At 46.6% G+C, this 18,962-nt stretch carries 12 protein-coding genes and 1 pseudogene; 7 read left to right on the top strand and 6 right to left on the bottom strand.

The features are described from left to right. The first annotated feature begins 78 nt into the window (after positions 1-78). Positions 79-3,669, top strand: coding sequence for a family 14 glycosylhydrolase (locus tag C400_RS0104600; protein ID WP_017426122.1), 3,591 nt, complete (start codon positions 79-81; stop codon positions 3,667-3,669). A gap of 180 nt (positions 3,670-3,849) precedes the next feature. On the opposite strand, the gene C400_RS27370 is transcribed toward C400_RS0104600, so the two are convergent. The 5 genes from C400_RS27370 to C400_RS0104575 form a co-directional block, all read right to left on the bottom strand. Then, positions 3,850-3,963 (bottom strand): putative holin-like toxin, encoded by a 114-nt coding sequence (locus C400_RS27370; protein WP_016822651.1) that lies wholly within the window; start codon positions 3,961-3,963, stop codon positions 3,850-3,852. A gap of 258 nt (positions 3,964-4,221) precedes the next feature. Continuing rightward, complete coding sequence (locus tag C400_RS0104590) at positions 4,222-5,250, bottom strand: NADH:flavin oxidoreductase/NADH oxidase (protein ID WP_016822649.1); 1,029 nt, start codon at positions 5,248-5,250, stop codon at positions 4,222-4,224. 320 nt (positions 5,251-5,570) lie between these two features. Next, positions 5,571-6,875 carry an ABC transporter substrate-binding protein gene (locus tag C400_RS0104585; protein ID WP_016822648.1) on the bottom strand — a complete coding sequence of 435 codons (1,305 nt, stop codon included), beginning with the start codon at positions 6,873-6,875 and terminating at the stop codon, positions 5,571-5,573. A 106-nt stretch (positions 6,876-6,981) separates the two neighbouring features. Continuing rightward, on the bottom strand, positions 6,982-8,628 hold the full coding sequence (locus tag C400_RS0104580; RefSeq protein ID WP_016822647.1) for a response regulator transcription factor: 1,647 nt from the start codon (positions 8,626-8,628) through the stop codon (positions 6,982-6,984). Beyond that, entirely contained in the window at positions 8,621-10,480 is a 1,860-nt protein-coding gene (locus C400_RS0104575) for a sensor histidine kinase (RefSeq protein WP_016822646.1), read from the bottom strand. Before C400_RS0104575 ends, C400_RS0104580 begins: the two co-directional genes overlap by 8 nt. A 122-nt stretch (positions 10,481-10,602) precedes the next feature. On the opposite strand from C400_RS0104575, the gene C400_RS0104570 reads away from it, so the two are divergent. The 3 genes and pseudogenes from C400_RS0104570 (at position 10,603) to C400_RS0104560 (ending at position 13,774) form a co-directional block, all read left to right on the top strand. Then, positions 10,603-11,499, top strand: coding sequence for a carbohydrate ABC transporter permease (locus tag C400_RS0104570; protein ID WP_016822645.1), 897 nt, complete (start codon positions 10,603-10,605; stop codon positions 11,497-11,499). Further along, a complete protein-coding gene (locus C400_RS0104565) occupies positions 11,499-12,329 on the top strand; it encodes a carbohydrate ABC transporter permease (RefSeq protein ID WP_013373701.1) in 831 nt (276 codons plus the stop codon). The genes C400_RS0104570 and C400_RS0104565 overlap by 1 nt, the downstream gene beginning before the upstream one ends. A gap of 253 nt (positions 12,330-12,582) precedes the next feature. After that, positions 12,583-13,774, top strand: a pseudogene (locus C400_RS0104560) (GTP-binding protein). Positions 13,775-13,831: 57 nt separating this feature from the next. Here the strand turns inward: C400_RS0104560 and lepB are convergent. Further along, on the bottom strand, positions 13,832-14,452 hold the full coding sequence (gene lepB, locus C400_RS0104555; RefSeq protein ID WP_016822643.1) for a signal peptidase I: 621 nt from the start codon (positions 14,450-14,452) through the stop codon (positions 13,832-13,834). 333 nt (positions 14,453-14,785) lie between these two features. On the opposite strand from lepB, the gene C400_RS0104550 reads away from it, so the two are divergent. The 3 genes from C400_RS0104550 (at position 14,786) to C400_RS0104540 (ending at position 18,954) form a co-directional block, all read left to right on the top strand. Next, positions 14,786-16,135, top strand: coding sequence for a right-handed parallel beta-helix repeat-containing protein (locus C400_RS0104550; protein ID WP_017426120.1), 1,350 nt, complete (start codon positions 14,786-14,788; stop codon positions 16,133-16,135). A gap of 111 nt (positions 16,136-16,246) precedes the next feature. After that, positions 16,247-17,779: an MFS transporter gene (locus C400_RS0104545; RefSeq protein ID WP_017426119.1), complete on the top strand. Its 1,533-nt coding sequence runs from the start codon at positions 16,247-16,249 to the stop codon at positions 17,777-17,779. 47 nt (positions 17,780-17,826) lie between these two features. After that, on the top strand, positions 17,827-18,954 hold the full coding sequence (locus C400_RS0104540) for a glycoside hydrolase family 88/105 protein (RefSeq protein WP_016822640.1): 1,128 nt from the start codon (positions 17,827-17,829) through the stop codon (positions 18,952-18,954). The last annotated feature ends 8 nt before the right edge of the window (positions 18,955-18,962 follow it).

The following is an 18,962-nucleotide window of genomic DNA, read 5'->3' as shown; positions in this document are numbered from 1 at the left end:
CGCTTGCTTTATACTATTTTTGTAGACGTTTACAAAATGTTGTCGAATTAGACTATGCTTTTGGGGAGGATGATCGGTTTGACCTTGTATCGAAGTCTATGGAAAAAAGGGTGTATGCTTCTACTAAGCCTTGTGCTGTCTCTGACCGCCTTCATTGGCTCACCCTCTAATACGGCGAGCGCTGCGGTTGCAGATGATTTTCAAGCTTCCGTTATGGGACCGCTGGCGAAAATCAATGACTGGGGTTCCTTTAAAAAGCAGCTACAAACGTTGAAAAACAATGGCGTATATGCCATCACTACCGACGTCTGGTGGGGCTATGTGGAGAGCGCAGGAGATAACCAGTTCGATTGGAGTTACTACAAAACCTATGCAAATGCCGTGAAAGAAGCGGGACTGAAGTGGGTTCCTATTATCTCTACGCATAAGTGTGGAGGAAATGTGGGAGATGATTGCAACATCCCACTGCCAAGCTGGCTGTCAAGCAAGGGTAGTGCAGATGAAATGCAGTTCAAGGACGAAAGCGGCTATCCCAATAACGAAGCCCTTTCCCCATTGTGGAGCGGAACCGGTAAACAATATGATGAGCTGTATGCCTCATTCGCTGAAAACTTTGCCGGGTATAAAAGTATCATTCCCAAAATTTATTTGAGCGGCGGTCCTTCCGGGGAATTGCGCTATCCGTCCTACTATCCAGCAGCAGGATGGAGCTACCCGGGACGAGGCAAGTTCCAAGCTTATACTGAAACAGCCAAAAATGCATTCCGCACAGCTATGAATGACAAGTACGGATCATTGGACAAGATTAATGCTGCTTGGGGCACCAAGCTTACCAGCCTTAGCCAAATCAATCCACCGACCGACGGGGACGGATTTTACACGAACGGCGGGTATAATTCCGCGTATGGAAAGGATTTCCTATCGTGGTACCAAAGTGTGCTTGAGAAGCATCTAGGTGTCATCGGAGCAGCGGCCCACAAAAACTTCGATTCTGTGTTTGGTGTCCGGATCGGGGCCAAAATTTCTGGTCTGCACTGGCAAATGAACAATCCTGCCATGCCGCACGGCACAGAACAAGCGGGTGGATATTATGATTACAACCGTCTCATTCAGAAATTCAAGGATGCCGATCTAGACTTGACATTTACTTGCCTGGAGATGAGTGACAGTGGCACAGCACCGAATTATTCGCTGCCGTCCACCCTGGTTGATACCGTCTCCTCCATCGCGAATGCCAAGGGTGTTCGCCTGAATGGTGAAAATGCACTTCCGACAGGCGGCAGCGGCTTCCAAAAAATCGAGGAGAAAATCACGAAGTTCGGTTATCACGGGTTTACGTTATTACGCATCAACAATCTCGTCAACAATGATGGCTCACCAACCGGTGAGTTGAGTGGATTCAAACAATATATCATCAGCAAAGCCAAGCCTGACAACAATGGCGGTACAGGCAACAAAGTAACGATATACTATAAAAAAGGCTTCAACTCGCCTTACATTCACTACCGTCCGGCTGATGGTAGCTGGACTGCTGCACCTGGTGTGAAAATGCAGGATGCCGAAATTAGCGGCTATGCTAAAATTACCGTCGATATCGGTTCTGCCTCCCAATTGGAAGCCGCTTTTAACGACGGCAATAACAACTGGGACAGCAACAACACCAAAAACTACTCCTTCAGCACGGGCACTTCTACGTACACGCCCGGTAATAGTGGCAATGCAGGAACGATCACTTCAGGCGCTCCAGCGGGTGCGAATCCCGGGGATGGCGGCGGTACAACTAACAAAGTAACGGTATACTACAAAAAAGGCTTTAACTCACCTTACATTCACTACCGTCCGGCTGGTGGTAGCTGGACTGCTGCACCTGGTGTGAAAATGCAGGATGCCGAAATTAGCGGCTATGCTAAAATTACCGTCGATATCGGTTCTGCCTCCCAATTGGAAGCCGCTTTTAATGATGGCAATAACAACTGGGACAGCAACAATACCAAAAACTACCTTTTCAGCACTGGCACTTCTACCTACACACCCGGCTCTAACGGAGCCGCAGGAACTATCCGAACAGGGGCACCTTCAGGGAGTGTCCTCAGCGTAGTGACTTCCACCTACGCAACCGACCTCAACGAAGTTACAGGACCTATCCAAACAGAAAAACTTTCAGGTGTATCCTTAAACGTAAGCACTTCTACCTACGCACCCAACTCTAACGGAGTTGAAGTAACAGCTCAAACGGAGGCGCCTTCGGGCGTCTTCACCCCTATGGATCTGGGTACCCTCTCCAAGCCCACCTCCCTCAGCACAGACTGGAGCAAACAGAGCATTTATTTTATCATGACAGATCGTTTCAGCAACGGTGATCCATCCAATGATAACTACGGTGGCTTCAATTCCAACAACAGTGATCAGCGCAAGTGGCATGGTGGCGATTTTCAAGGTATTATTAACGAACTCGACTACATTAAAAATATGGGGTTTACCGCGATCTGGATTACCCCAGTAACGATGCAAAAGAGTGAATACGCTTACCACGGCTATCATACGTATGATTTTTATGCAGTAGATGGGCATCTCGGAACAATGGACAAGCTCCAAGAGCTGGTTCGCAAGGCACATGACAAGAATATTGCTGTGATGCTGGACGTAGTTGTGAATCACACAGGTGATTTCCAACCGGGGAACGGGTTCGCCAAGGCTCCTTTTGACAAAGCAGACTGGTATCATCACAATGGTGACATTACAGGCGGGGACTACAACTCCAACAATCAATGGAAAATCGAAAATGGTGATGTAGCTGGACTGGATGACCTAAATCATGAAAACCCCGCTACCGCAAACGAGCTTAAAAACTGGATCAAATGGCTGCTTAATGAGACAGGCATCGACGGGCTGCGGGTGGATACCGCCAAGCATGTACCGAAGGGTTTTCTAAAGGATTTTGACCAAGCTGCCAACACCTTCACCATGGGTGAAATTTTCCATGGCGACCCTACTTATGTGGGCGATTACACCCGGTATCTTGATGCTGCACTAGATTTTCCGATGTATTATACAATCAAGGACGTGTTCGGACACGATCAATCCATGAGAAAAATCAAGGATCGCTACTCCGATGATCGTTACTATCGCGATGCTCAGACCAACGGTGTATTTATCGACAATCATGATGTAAAACGTTTCCTGAATGACGCATCTGGCAAGCCGGGTGCTAACTATGACAAATGGCCACAGCTCAAGGCCGCTTTGGGCTTTACTCTGACATCTCGCGGGATTCCAATTATCTACCAAGGCACTGAGCAAGGCTATAGTGGCGGAGATGATCCCGCCAATCGGGAGAATATGAATTTCAACGCCAACCATGACCTGTATCAGTACATCGCTAAGTTGAACTATGTGCGCAACAACCACCCTGCTCTGCAAAACGGTAGCCAAAGGGAAAAATGGGTGGACGACTCCTTTTACAGTTTCCAGCGCTCTAAAAATGGCGACGAGGCCATTGTATTTATCAACAACTCCTGGAATAGTCAAACCCGCACAATTGGCAACTTCGATAATCTGTCCAACGGAACCCGCCTGACTAACCAGCTGAGCAACGACTCCGTTCAGATTAACAACGGCTCGATCACCGTAACTCTCGCTCCAAAGGAAGTTAAAGTTTTCACCAAGTAACAGTCACATTCAGTTACATTGATTATTCAGATGTGCTAAAATAAGTTATAGAAGGATATGCTAAAAAAGAGCAAGGATGCTGGTAACATCCCTACTCTTGGCAACAGCCGCTTTGAAGAGCGGTCGGCTGTTCAAAGGCGATCTAAAGAAATAGACCGTTTTCCCCTTGAGCAGGGCGGTCTATTTCTTTTTGTTTTGGTTCAGCGCAATAACAATCGTAACGATTAACCCGATCAACGCTATTAATAGCGTGCCGAACATCATCATTAATGTCAGAGCATCCTTAACCTCCACAGGCATCACCTCCCTTCCGGGAGACTTAGCCGACCGCCCACCTAAGCCATTCTGTTGTTACTGGAATTATAGCACGTAAATCCATCCTTTTGCGACAACGTTTTACAGCTTTATTAAACTAATCTTATGTGAACACTCATCGTCCTTTGTTGCTTACACTGTAACATCTGTCCATAAATACAAAACAGGCACCCGACGAAGCGTACACTTCGTTGCAGGTGCCTGTTTATATATAAACAACGTGGGAATACTTAGGCCTCAGTAGCCACGTTGATATTGTTCAGGTACGGAAGGCTTCTCGCCGCGCAGCGCCACCGCTGCATGAATCGCCCAATAAGGGTCGCGCAGCAATCCGCGTCCTACAGCGACCAAATCGGCATCCTTATTGCCGATTACAGACTGCGCTAAGGCTGGGTCATCCAGTATGCCGACGGCGATTACTGGGATGTTCAGCGCCTCGCGGATTTGGCGAGCAAACGGCACTTGATAGCCCGGGTAGTTGCCTGGTTTTCTGGCTCCAGCCGGGCCTTCTCCGCCCGAGCTGACATGGATCATATCTACGCCTGCAGCCTGATATGCGCGGCTCAGTTCAATAGCATGATCCACATCGTATCCACCATCTACGTATTCCACCGCGCTGATGCGGAAGATTAACGGCATACCCGCAGGCATTTGCTTACGCACAGCCTGAACGACTTCTACGCCGAAACGGGATAAATCCTTACCATACTCGTCATCTCGTTTGTTCGTAACTGGCGAGTGGAATTGGTGAATCAGATAACCGTGTGCACCGTGAAGCTCGATTGTATCTACGCCTGCTTGAACCGCCCGGCGGGCAGCGTCTCCGAATTTTTGTACCATACCACGGACTTCCTCTGTGGTCAGTGCGCGCGGCTGTTTATAATTTGCATCCGGGTATGCAATGGCCGAAGGAGCCACCGGCTCTGCTGCATCCTCAGCTTTACGGCCTGCATGAGCAATCTGAATGCCAACCTTGGCCCCGTGCGCATGAATACCGTCAACCAGCTTTTTATACGCCGGAATATGTTCATCTGACCAAAGCCCCAGATCGTAATCCGTAATCCGCCCATCCGCTTCCACGTCCGTCATTTCTATAATAATCAGACCCGTGCCTCCAATTGCCCGGCTTAGGTAGTGGACATGATGCCAATCATTCGGAATTCCGTCCTTGGCTGTCACCGAGTATTGGCACATTGGGGCCATGACCACACGATTTTTTAACTCCAAATCTTTGAGTGTGTACGGTGTAAACAACGAAGTCTTCAAAACGCTCATCTCCTTTTTATCTCTACCACATAACTAAAAATGCGTTCCAAATTACACGGTCTATTATAAGCATAATCGGCACAGTCCAAACGAAACAAAGAGATTCCCCCAACCGGGGTATCCCTTCGTATTTGCACCTTGCAGTCATTATGTATATCGTAAGATTATAGATATATTGCACACAATCTATTATCCACAACTTAATAACTTTTTGCAAGTAAATATTTAAATATTATTAAATATTTTTTTGTCTACATTTTTCCCGGCTCTTAGCCATAACACAAAAAGACGCCCTTACGGGCGCCTCTGCGAAACCAATTTTATTGTGCTGAGCCTAATTGGACCCATGCCTTCTCAATCTCTGCAACCGCCTGATCCTTGTTCATGTTACCACTGATATAAGCCTGCATCAGCTCACCAAATTTTTGGTGGAATGTATCCAGCGAGTAGTTGACAGACAGATCACCGGACTTGGATGTTTTCAAAATGCTATCCATTTCCTTAGGCATTTCCAGATCAGGAAGCGGTGCATCCTTAATTGGAGGAATCACCTTCGCTACCTGGGAGAACCAGTTCTTACCGTATTCCGAAGTGTACAGCCAGTTGAAGAATTCAATCGTTTCCTTGGATACTTCGGAGTCCTTGTTGATACGTAGCGCCTGATCCGCACCGGTAATGATGACCGATTGGTCCGCTTTGTCACTCACCGGATATCCCATGATGCCAATCTTGAGATCAGGGTTAATTTTCTTGATCGCTTCCTCATCCCACGCACCTTTACCCGTCATAAATGCAGCTTTTCCAGATGCAAAATCACTTACTCCCGCATTGCTGTCCCGTTCCAGCGGCTTATCTGTACCATGTTTCACCGTCAGATCAATGAAGCTAAAGAAGTTGTTGTACAGCACTGGATAGTCCTTGATTTTTGCTTTACCTGCAATAAAATCATCAACGAGCTGCTTTGGCTCTACCCCGGCATCCTGCGCAGCAGCATCTACATAGTGTTGGAAGATATGCTTCCATACCCACCACTCTTTATATGCATTAGCAAATGGAGTAATGCCCTTCGCCTCTAGCTTGGTAACAGCATCCTGCATCTCGGCAATCGTCTTCGGCGGAGAGGTTATTCCAGCCTTGGTAAGCAAATCTTTGTTGTAAATCAAAGCAAACAGGTTCCCCTTGACTGGTAATCCCAGCACTTTGCCGTCACTGGAACTCATATTGGCCCGGACGGCATCCGTCATGGCTGCTGCCAGCGGTTCATTGGTCAGATCGGCGCTATAATCAGCATAGGTGTCGATGTCGCCCCCGGCCGTGGTCTGGAACACATCCGGTGTACTGCCTGAAGCTATTTTTGACTTGAGAATGGTGTTGTAGTCTGCCTGCATGATCTCCAGATTGATCTTTACATTAGGCTTGACCTTTTTATACTCCTCGATGTACGCATTAAAAGCATCGGTATACTCCGGTGAGGCTGTAAACATGTTTATTGTAACCGTTTTCAAATCATCTTTGCCGCCAGTGCTTTCTTTAGCCGCATCTGTGCCACCACTACTTCCACATCCGCTCAACAAACCGACCGTCAAAAGCAAACTGCCGGATAACGCCATCATCTTCTTTAACATGGATACTCCCCCATCTGTTTGTGATCAACGTTCATGCGCTCATTCTAAAAAATATAGCCTCATTTAAAAAGGCAGATTAGTGAAGCGTTAAGGGTAAAAAAGTGGTTTATTGCAGGCTCACGCGATACTCTGAAGGTGACACCTGATAATAATTGCGAAAAGCCTTGCTGAAATAGTTTTTATCCTTATAACCGAGCATATCGGAAATTTCCTGAATTTTCAGGCTGGAATCACCCAGGAGCTCCTTCGCCTTGTCCATTCTGACCTTCTGTACATATTCGTGAATGCCGTAACCAAATTGCTGCTTGAACAACTTCATCAGATATTCCCGGCTCAAAAAATAGGTTTCGGCAAAAAACGAGATTTTGATATCTTCAAAATAGTATCGCTCGATGTACCTTTTGATCTCTGTAATATCAAAGGGTTGGTTACCCGCCTGTGCATGTTGGACCCCGGCAATGTAGAGCTCCAGTATCTGGTATAGTCTCTGGCTGTAGTCGGCAAAGCTCACAAAATCAGCAGACAGCTCGCCTTCAATCACACGACCCAATTCCCCCAAAGTCCCCTCCTGATTAGACGCGGACATAGGCGTACCCAGCTCAATCGCTGCTTCTCTCAGTAAAAAATGAAACTCCCGCAGCAATCGATCCGCATCCTGTAAACGGAAAACAGGACCAGCTGCCAATTGTTTCAGTAGATCGCCCAGAAGTACCTTTGCTCGGTTGGCCTGGCCGGTCTGAGCATCCTTTTGGATCGACAACAGCCGATCCGTCCATGGCATTTCCTCTGACGTCCCCATTTGCCGGGGTACCGTGTGGAGAATAGATTCCCCTTCCAGCTTCAACACATCTGTATTGTGAATGAACCTCTTGGCATCCCTATACGCAGAAGCCAGCTCCACTACGTCTGAACAGAGCTTGCCCACTCCGGCTGCTACCACCATACTGAACAGCCCATGCAGGTTCGCAACCGCCTTCTGTGCCACTTGTGCCAGTAGGAGGGACATATGTTCTTCTTGTCCTGGGGCCAGAGTACAGATCGATACGACCTCACGCTCTCTTCGCGGGTGGGGGAAGCTAAAACAACGCAACCGTTCATCTGATGTCTGCGCTAATACATTAGTTACGGCAAAGTCCATCAGATCGACATCGCCATGAAAACGAGTCCTGCGAATCTCATCCCTGTTCAGTAACCGTAGCACGATCACCCCAAAGCGGTTCTCCGCCCGATCGGCTCCAATTAGTGGGAGCAACGACGTATTGGCCTGCCTTTTAAAGCTGCCATCCAAAATGGATACATACAGCTTCTCTTTCAGCTTCGGTAGTGACATATTCAGCGTGATGCTCTGGTTGATGAATTCGTCTTGGCTTTGCTTGCGGCTTTCCAGAATGTCCACCGCCTTGCGCAGGGCCTGATTCAGATCCTGGCGGTTGATAGGCTTGAGCAGATAATCTACTACCCGTGATTGAATCGCTTGTCGCGTAAATTCAAAGTCGTTGTAGCCACTAATGACAATGGTCAGCAGATGGGGATATGCCTTTTCGATCACACGAAGAAATTCAATGCCGTTCATCTCCGGCATTTTCATATCCACCATCACCACATCGATAGGATGCTGACCCAGCAGTTCCATCCCCAACCTTCCATTCGTCGCCTCATAAATATGTTCGATGCCCAGACGATCCCAGTCTCCAACAATACGAATGGCCTCTCGTAACGGTTCTTCATCGTCAATAATCAATACGTTATACATGGTCGACTCCTCCCCGGGGAATTTGCATTCTCATTTCCGTGCCCGTTTCATCCGTAAGTATGAATAATCCTGCCTGATCTCCATACAAAAGCTTCAACCGTGTGTTCAAATTCTTCAAGCCAATATGCTCGCTCTCCCGCTCTTCCCATTTTTCGTGGAACGAATCCAACACTATTTTCAGCTTGTCCTCTGAAATTCCAGGTCCGTTGTCCCTGACTGCAATTGTAGCGTCTGTAGCACCCGATTCGGCTGAAATGACGATCAGAATGTCACTTGATACTTTTTCTAATGCATGCTTGATAGAGTTTTCTACCAACGTTTGCACGGATAATCTCGGAATTGGCAGCTCCATCAGCGTGTCCTCCCATACCACTTCGACCTGAAGTCTCGCCCCGAATCTTGCCTTTTGCAGACCTATATATCGTTCGATATGCTTGAGCTCCTCGCGGGCAGCTACGATATCCTTGCCGTTGATGGAATACCGCAAAGTTTGGGCCAATGCATCCACCATATCCGCCATATCGAACATCTTCCGCTTTAATGCCTGTGTAGATATGGCTTGTAGGGCATTGTACAGAAAATGGGGATTAATCTCAGCCTCCAGCGCCTTGAGTATGGCATTCTTTTCGACCAGCTTCATGCGATAGCGCTCATTAATAAGTTCTTCGGTTCTTTGGACCATTTCGTTAAAGTGCAGCGACAAATATGCAATCTCGTCATGCCCCTTCACAGGAGCCCTTGCCTCAAAATCTCCGGTGCTGAACCGTTTCATCTGGGTAGATAGCTTATGTAAAGGTCGGGTAATTGCGTTCGAGGTCAGGGTCACCAAAATAATAGACACACCTAAAAATAAAGCCCCGATGACATAACTCCAATTCCGTGTGGTCGTAGCTGCCTCATAAATTTGGCGATATGGAATCGGCTTGATGAGCTGCCACCCTTCCTTTTCACCTGCATCATACACGACTAAATACTCCTGGTTGCTGTTGCTGTCTGACCACGTTACTTGTCCGCTTCCTCCCTCTCCGATCTGGGCCAATACGCCAGAATCATGCATTCGTTCATACAGCGGAAGGCTGTTCACATAAAAGGGAACCCGCTTGGGGCTGATTAGCATCAGTTGATCCCCTTTACCCAGTGGAATATTCCGCATGATTTCATCTACGGAGCTCGTGTTGTAATAAAAGGACAACACTGCCTGCGGGTGACGGGATGCAATCGATCTCAGCACTCGATGGTAAGCCATAAAGCTGGCTTGTGGCGCCACATAGCCCATATCAGAGCGGGACTCCACAAAGGATTGAAAAGATTCGTTAGCAGTGCTAGCCATCGCCTCTTTATACCAGGGAAGCTTGGGAATATCCGTGTTTATTCCTTTGCGTACTGTAATATTGTACGTTTCCCTAGTCACCACGTAGTATTGATGCCGATCCGCCACATACAGATAAATCGCTTCCAGATCATTGCGGGAATAGAACATGTTGCGCAAGTAATTTTCAATGACCATTCGTGCAGCGTAGTCCCGGTTCTCATTGGCAATCGCGTTCATGATATCGTTATAGCGAAGCTGTGGAAGGGCCAACTGCTGCATTCCCTCCAAGTAATCCTCCAAATTCTGATTGACCAGCAGCAGATTATTCGTCGTGCTGGCGATGCTATGATTAACCGACTCCTTTTCAATCATCTGATAGGAAATAATCGTGAGTGAGCCCACCACCAGAATAATCACCGAGGTAAAAAGTAGAATGAGCTTGTTCACTAATTTTTGCGTAATCCGCCTCCACATGGAACGAAGAATTGTTCCTGTATGCCCTGACATCATGATAACCGCCCCTTTTGAAAGCGTACACATTTTTACCCTCAACTGTTTTCTTAAATCCATTGGTCCGGCCCTAGGGGCTATCCTATACTTTCATTATATCTTAAACAGCTTGGAGCGAAAGACCGGAAAATGCTGAGAAAAAGAGGTGCGTTATGCTGAAAAAAAGGGGAACATGGGGCGACAAGGGCAGTAAGCTGGAATTTGGTTTATTCACACTGCCCGTAATTTTGTGCATTACAATTGCATTTTATATTCCGTTTTTGATGACGATACGCTATTCCCTGACCAAGTGGAACGGCATATCCAAACATCCGAAATTCGTAGGTCTAGATAACTTCAAGCAAATCCTGCTCGGAGACGCTAACTTTGCACATGCAGCCTGGTTTACGATCAAATATGCCATTCTGTACATTGTATTGGTAAACGTGCTGGCCATTTTGCTGGCGCTCGTCCTCGACATGAAGCTCAAAAGCTCGGCCTGGCTGCGCGCGGCTTTCTTTATTCCTTATATCCTCAGCCTCGTCATTGTCGGCTTTATATGGAAATTCATCTTTATGCAAGGTTTTGAATCACTGGGGCACAGTACAGGCTGGGGCATCTTCCAGCTCAGTTGGCTAGGCGAGGAAGGGCTCGCGTTTATTTCCATTTTGGCGGTATCCATCTGGCAATCCATTGGCTTTTACATGGTCATTTATATTGCAGGCTTGCAATCTGTACCTGAGGATCTAAAAGAGGCTGCCATCGTGGATGGGGCAGGGCCGATTCGGAGATTTTTCAGTATTATTTTACCGATGCTCGCACCCTCGATTACGATCTCGGTCTTCATGGCACTCACCAACTCGATCAAGGTGTTCGACGTCATTTTATCGCTGACTGGCGGTGGGCCAGGAGGTACGACATACAGCATTGCGTATGATATTTACCGAGATACGTTCCAAAACAATCTGTATGGCTACGGAACAGCCAAAGCCTTGATTTTATTCGTTGCAGTGCTGGTCATTACGATTATTCAATTGTCTATTTTCAAACGCAGGGAGGTTGAAGCCTGATGCAACGCAGCCGTACAGGACGTATTTTGCTGGAAGCGGGCATGATTGTATTATCGCTGTTATTTTTGTACCCGCTGTTTCTCGCCATTAACAATTCGTTCAAAAGCTTCGCTGAGGTCATGACCGACGTCATTGCGCTGCCCAAGCAGCTTTCGCTGGATAACTACGTATACGTATGGAAGTTCATTGACTATCCACGCTTATTTCTGAATAACACGATTATTACTGTGCTCGGGCTGGCAGGCATTGTGCTAATATCCTCCATCGCTGCCTATAAGCTGGCACGGACGAAAAGCAAGTGGAGCTCCGCCATTTACATGCTGTGCATTATGCCGATGCTGATTCCATTTCAGTCTATTATGCTGACCGTCTTGCGCCTGGCGAAAGACTTGAATTTGGCAGATAGCACTTGGGGACTTGGCCTGCTGTACTGGGGTTTTGGAGCCCCATTGGCAGTGTTTATCTATCACGGCTTTGTGAAAGGCATTCCGGTCGAAATTGACGAAAGCGCCAAGATCGACGGAGCCTCAGGCTTTCGGCTTTTCTTTTCCGTCATCTTTCCGTTGCTGAAATCGGTCACCGCTACTATTGTTATTATCGACGTGATGTGGATATGGAACGATTTCCTGCTTCCGCTGCTCATGGTTAACGGCTCACCCAGCACCAAAACGCTTACGCTGGCTGCCTATACTTTCGTTGGGCAATATACATCAGACTGGCAATATGCTATGACCGCAATGGTAATGGCTGTACTGCCCTCCATTATCGTATTTATCTTTCTGCAAAAATACATTGTTAAAGGCGTAGTGGCCGGGGCCGTCAAAGGCTGAGGCAATTACATCATTACAGATGACCCCCAGAGGACTTGCGTAAAGTTTACGCAAGTCCTTTTGACTGATTGGCTCCACCTTCCTTGACATTTCTCCACATAAATGATTTACTAATTTCATTATTCGTAATTATTACGATTAAGTTATCAAACAGAAGGTGCTGCTGCTTTCCTATCTCGCATTACAGTTACTACTGCACAGTCAACATTTTATGAAACTTTCGAAGGGATGAGTGATTACGTTGGCAAACGCTATGGAAAGAGATGAGAAAATACCGGTCACGGTACTAAGTGGGTACCTCGGTTCCGGCAAAACTACACTGCTGAACCATGTACTGAACAACCGGGAAGGCTTACGGGTAGCTGTCATCGTCAATGATATGAGTGAGGTTAATGTGGATGCGGATCTCGTTCGTGACGGTGGAGGGTTATCCCGTGTGGATGAGAAGCTGGTGGAAATGTCCAACGGCTGCATTTGCTGCACCTTGCGCGAAGATTTATTAAAAGAGGTAGAGCGACTGGCGCTCGAAAAAAAAGTTTGACTATATTCTTATTGAATCCACAGGTATAGGTGAGCCCATTCCAGTGGCCCAAACCTTTAGTTATGTAGATGAGCAAAATGGAATTGATTTGACCAAGCTGACCCGATTGGACACAATGGTCACTGTCGTGAATGCGCCAGAATTTTGGAAAGACTTCTACTCTAGAGACTCCCTTAAGGATCGTGGGCAGGAAGTGGCTATGGAGGATGCACGTGGCATCGTTGATCTGCTCATAGAGCAGGTGGAATTTTGTGACGTGCTAATCATTAATAAATGCGATCTGGTATCCTTAGAGGAACTCGAACGATTGGAAAAGGTGCTGCGCAGCATTCAACCGAACGCCAAAATCATCCGTTCTGAATACGGCAGAGTGGACCCAAAAGAGATTTTAAACACGCATCGCTTTGATTTTGAAACTGCTAGTCAGGCGGCGGGTTGGATACAGGAAATGAACAAGGATGAACATGTACCGGAGACAGAGGAATATGGCATTGCTTCGTTTGTGTACAAGCGCAAAATCCCATTTCACCCTGAACGTTTGTTAAAATGGCTGGCTCAATGGCCTACTGAGGTTGTACGTTCCAAGGGATTAGTGTGGCTCGCCACGCAAAACCGTACTGCCTTTACATTCAGTCAGGCGGGTAGCTCCAAACAATTCGCACGCGCAGGACTATGGGTGTCTGCTTTGACTGAAGAAGAACGACAATACTATCTCGGTGAAAATTTTGAAAAAACACCCGATTGGGATGAGAAATATGGCGACCGGGTTACCAAACTCGTATTTATTGGTATCGATATGAACCGGGAAGAAATCGAGCGTAGCTTGGATAAGACACTGCTAACCCCTGAAGAAATGGAACAGGACTGGCGCAAGTTGCCTGACCCGTTTACGAAAAACATATAATGAGTTTGAAAAAGCGCCTAAAGTGAGCAACTACCTCCCATCTTAGGCGCTCTGGCCTTATTTATGCTTAACCCATTGCGCGTTATCGATCGGCCAAAAGATCACATCCGCACGTCCGACAATATCCTTGATGGCAACAAAACCAATTGCACGACTATCCCTACTATTATTGCGGTGGTCACCCATTACAAAAATATACCCATCAGGAACCTTGGAATCGGTTATGGTTCCGTTTGGAAAGTCCACATTGTTATATAATTCTCCCTTGGCGTGAGCATCTTGGATAGCCTCTTGAATGTATGGCTCCTCTACTTTCTTACCATTCACATAAAGATGATCACCTTGATACTGAATCGTATCTCCAGCCACTCCAATCACACGCTTAATAAAGTCCTTTTGTTCCTTTTTTACATGAAATACAACAACCTCACTTGCCTTGGGGTCACGAAAATCGTAAATCACCTTATTCACGACCACTCGTTCATCTGTTTTGAAATTCGGTTCCATGGATGCTCCCTCAACAATAAATGGCGCAAATAACAGCCAACGTATAATGAACACGAGCACAATGGCAACAATAATTGCCTTAAGCCAATCGATCATCTCCTTGTTCATTCGCGGTCGCTTTTCCTGCAATGGTTCGGAAGTTGAACTTGTCAAATGCTTCCCGCTCTCCATGCGCTAAACCCACCTTTTCTCACAGTTTTATTCCTATTATATGTATAATGTTTAAGTATAATCAAATTTTCCCAGTCTAGCAAAACTGTATTTTTAGTTGAAACAAAAGTGTGAACTTTTTTTTCACAATATTAAAAAAACAATAAAAAACTGTTGATGCAAACGTTAACATATATTACACTGTGCATATACTTCTTAGAGCGTTTTGGACTTATGATAGATCAATCTGTCCCCCCAGGAGGTGTCCTGTTTTTTTAATGGAAAGACAGCATGAGCGACTTTTATATGTGCTATCTTCTTTTAAAATATGAGCTCAGATAAGGAGGAATTTACATGTTTAAACGGAATGATCATTCAAAAAACGGCTTTAACGCTCTAAGACTCGGTGTTTCTTTTGTTTTTGCTTCTTCTTGTCTTATTGGAACCGCTTACGCGGATATTCCATCCAACAACCTCCCCTCTACCACACTCACAGAGGAGGCAGTTAGTGCAACCGATTCAACAACTGTTTCCACCACGTTAGCGGCAGGCGATTTGTATGTGGCTCCAAATGGTAACGTGTCCAATCCGGGTACCATATCTAGTCCTACCACCCTCGAAGCAGCACTGACACAAATTGCTCCTGGCAAAACCATCTACCTGCGCGGTGGTAAATACGCCTACTCCTCAACGATTACAATTCAGCGTGGAAATAACGGCAATAACGGCTCACTCAAAGGATTAGTCGCTTACGGTAGTGAAAAACCTGTACTTGATTTCTCTGCTCAGGCCTTTGGTTCAGCTAATCGGGGACTTCAGCTTAACGGGGACTTCTGGCTGGTGAAAGGTCTTGAAGTCAAAGGTGCCGGAGATAACGGTATCTATATTGGCGGCAGCAATAACCGAATTGAAAACGTCGAGACCCACCACAATCGGGATACCGGGCTCCAACTCGGACGCTACTCCCCTAACGCTTCCACCAGTGAGTGGCCTGCGAACAATTTGATTTTGAATTCCTACTCTCACGATAACGCCGATCCCGATAATGGCGAGGATGCCGATGGCTTCGCGGCTAAACTGACTGTAGGATCAGGCAATGTGTTCGATAACTGCTTGGCAGCGTACAACGTAGACGATGGCTGGGATCTGTACAGTAAAACGGAAACAGGCCCTATCGGTGCCGTAACCATTTTGAACAGTGTGGCCCATCACAACGGGCAAACCTCTGATGGAACGTCTACTGCGAACAGTGACGGCAACGGCTTTAAGCTGGGTGGAGACAAAATCAAGGTCAACCATATTGTAAAAAACAGTATCGCTTTCCAAAACAAAAAACACGGTTTCACCTACAATAGCAACCCTGGCACCATTACTTTGACCAACAATACTTCATGGGACAATGGACAAAGCAATTTCGCCTTTGATAAGGGTGAACACGTGTTCATTAACAATCTTTCTTTCGAGGGAACAGCAAGTGATAAAACAAGTGGTACGGATCAAGATAACTCTAACGTCTGGTGGAAAAACAAAAAAACGACGAATGCCAAAGGTCTCACAGCCAGTGCAGACGACTTTGTTAGTCTCGTGCCTTCCATCACTCGAAGTACAGACGGTTCCATCCAGCTGGGTGATTTCCTTAAGCTGGCCAAAGGAAGCGATCTGATTGGCTCGGGTACTCCGAGCGGAAATATAGGGGCACGGTAAAAGCCCCACCTAATCAGGACGCCTGGCCCATCTACCAACCTAGACCATTCTGCATAATATAGCGACCGGTGATTGTCCTCATAACCAGACAAAATATGAGGTGAACAGATCATGGAACGAAAAATCACATTGAAACATACACTTGCCTATGGAAGCGGTAACATGCTGGGAAGTGGTGCACTTGCTATTAGCGGTGCATGGTTAATGTACTTTTATACAACCTTTTGCGGACTGTCTCCTGTTCAGGCCGCAGCCATTTTCTCTGTTGCCAGCATCATAGATGCGGTCAGCAATCCGATCATGGGCTTTATCAGCGATAACTTTCACCGAACCCGCTTAGGTCGTAAATTCGGCAGACGCCGTTTTTTCATCATGATGGGTATTCCGCTGATGCTCGTGTATCCGATGCTTTGGATAGATGGGTTGGGCTTCTGGTATTACTTGAGTACGTACGTGCTGTTTGAACTGGTGTACACCTCTGTCATGGTACCGTATGAAGCACTAGCGTCCGAGATGACCCGGGACTTTGGCGCACGCTCCAGATTGACCGGATGGAAGGCCATGTTTGGTAAAATCGCCAATTTCGCCGCCGCTTTTATCCCTGGTCGCTTTATTGCTGCGTACGGCAAAGACTCTCCATTGCCTTTCTTGTATACCGGTCTCGTTTTTGCAGCAATCTTGCTGATCGCCATGGCATTCTTGTACAAAAACTCCTGGGAGCGTCCAAGTGAGGAATTACAAAAGGAACTGGAAGGTGAAGCTCCGCTTTCTTTTATAGATTCCATGAAAAAGTTGTTTATCGATATTTCCTCTACTTTTCGGGTCAAGACGTTCCGTCATCATCTCGGGATGTACCTGGGCGGCTTTTCCGCTGAGTGGCTGTTTACTTCAGCTTTTACGTACTTTATTGTTTTCTCCTTGTTCCAAAGCTCTGAAATGGTATCCAATCTCAACAGCTTCAACTCTGTCATTCAACTGATTTCTACCTATTTCTTCATCCAATTCTGTGTGCGTAAAGGGTTTCGTATGCCTTTCATCGCCGCACTCGTCGTCGTTTGCTTTAGCGTAGCAGGTTATGGTCTGCTCTATCTCACAGGAGCCTCTAATACGATGATGTGGCTATATGTCATCACACTGTTCATGGGGCTTGGTACGGGTGGCGTCTACTACATTCCTTGGAATCAATACACGTTCCTTGCCGATGTGGATGAAGCGTTGACTGGTCGTCGCCGGGAAGGTATTTATGCGGGTATGATGACTTTTGCCGGAAAAATGGTGCGGGCTGTTGTCGTTTTCATTCTCGGCTGGGTGTTACAGCACTTTGGCTTTGTATCCGGAGCTGAGAGTCAGCCAGTCTCTGCTCAGCACGCTATCTTCTATGTACTCGTGGTGGGTACTATTGTTCTCGCAATCATCGGGATGATTGCTTCTGTCGTAATGAAGCTGGATATTGACAGCCACAAGAAGCTAATCGCCGAGATTGACCGCCTCAAAAACGGTGGCTCCATGAAATCAGCCAAGCCAGAAGCTCGAAAAGTGTTCGAACAACTAACAGGCTTCAGCTACGATCGGTGCTGGGGCAACAATAATGTGGGCTTTAAGAACAAACCCGTTGATCCTAAGACACACACTCCGTCTATGTAACAACAATAACATTACAGATTAAACTTTACTGAAGAGGTGACTGTATCATGGCAAATTCAACATCGCAACCAACAACAAATCCTACAAAAACAGATTCCTGGGCTGTACGTATGAGCGATTCCGTGATTAAACGGAGTCCGGAATTTTATGAAAAATGGGAATATGACCATGGCGTGATTTACAGAGGTTTGGAATGGGTTGGCGAATTGACAGGCGATCCCAAGTATATGGAATATATAAAAAAACATATGGATCACTTTGTTGATGAAAATGGTGTGATTCAGCGCTATAAAGTAGATGAGTATAACATTGACCATGTGAATAACGGCAAGCTGCTCTTCACTCTGTATCGTGCCACAGGCGATGAACGCTATAAAAAGGCAGCCTTCCAATTACGCAGTCAGCTGGAAAAACATCCACGCACAAGCGAGGGCGCATTCTGGCATAAGCAAATTTATCCGTATCAAATTTGGCTTGACGGCTTGTACATGGGTGCCCCGTTCTATGCTGAGTTTATTCGCGAATTCGGAGATCCGTCAGAGTTTGACGATGTGACCCTGCAATTCAAGCTATGCTACAAGCATACGCGTGATCCTGAAACGGGTCTGCTCTATCACGCTTGGGATGAGAAGCGGGAACAGCATTGGTGCAACCCGGAAACCGGCTGTTCCAAAAATTTCTGGGGCCGCTCAATGGGCTGGTTTGTCATGGCACTCGTCGACGTGCTGGACTACATTCCAGAAGATCATGCAGATCGTCCCGTCTTGATTGATATGCTGAGAGAAACACTGGAAGCCTTGCTGAAAGTGCGTGATAAAGAAAGCGGCGTCTTTTATCAGGTGCTCAACCTGGGCCATGTGAAAGGCAACTATCTGGAAGCATCTGCTTCCTGCATGATTCTATACGCTATGGCCAAAGGTGTTCGCAAAGGTTATCTGCCAGAGCATTATCGCCAAGAAGCAGAAATCATCCGTAAAGGTATTATTGATGAATTTATTACGATTACTGAAGAAGGACTTGTGAATCTGAACAAAACAGTACAAGTAAGCGGTCTAGGTGGTAAAGATCGCCGGGATGGTACCTTCGCTTACTATATCAGCGAGCCGATTATAACTAACGATCCCAAAGGTATCGGAGCTTTCATTCAGGCGATGGGTGAAGCAGAGCGCATCTAAATGATGCG

This window comes from Paenibacillus sp. ICGEB2008 (genome assembly GCF_000307675.1).
GTDB classification, from domain to species: domain Bacteria; phylum Bacillota; class Bacilli; order Paenibacillales; family Paenibacillaceae; genus Paenibacillus; species Paenibacillus polymyxa.
Note: the sequence above shows the minus strand (reverse complement) of the source record. Positions and strands in the feature narration are given on the sequence as shown.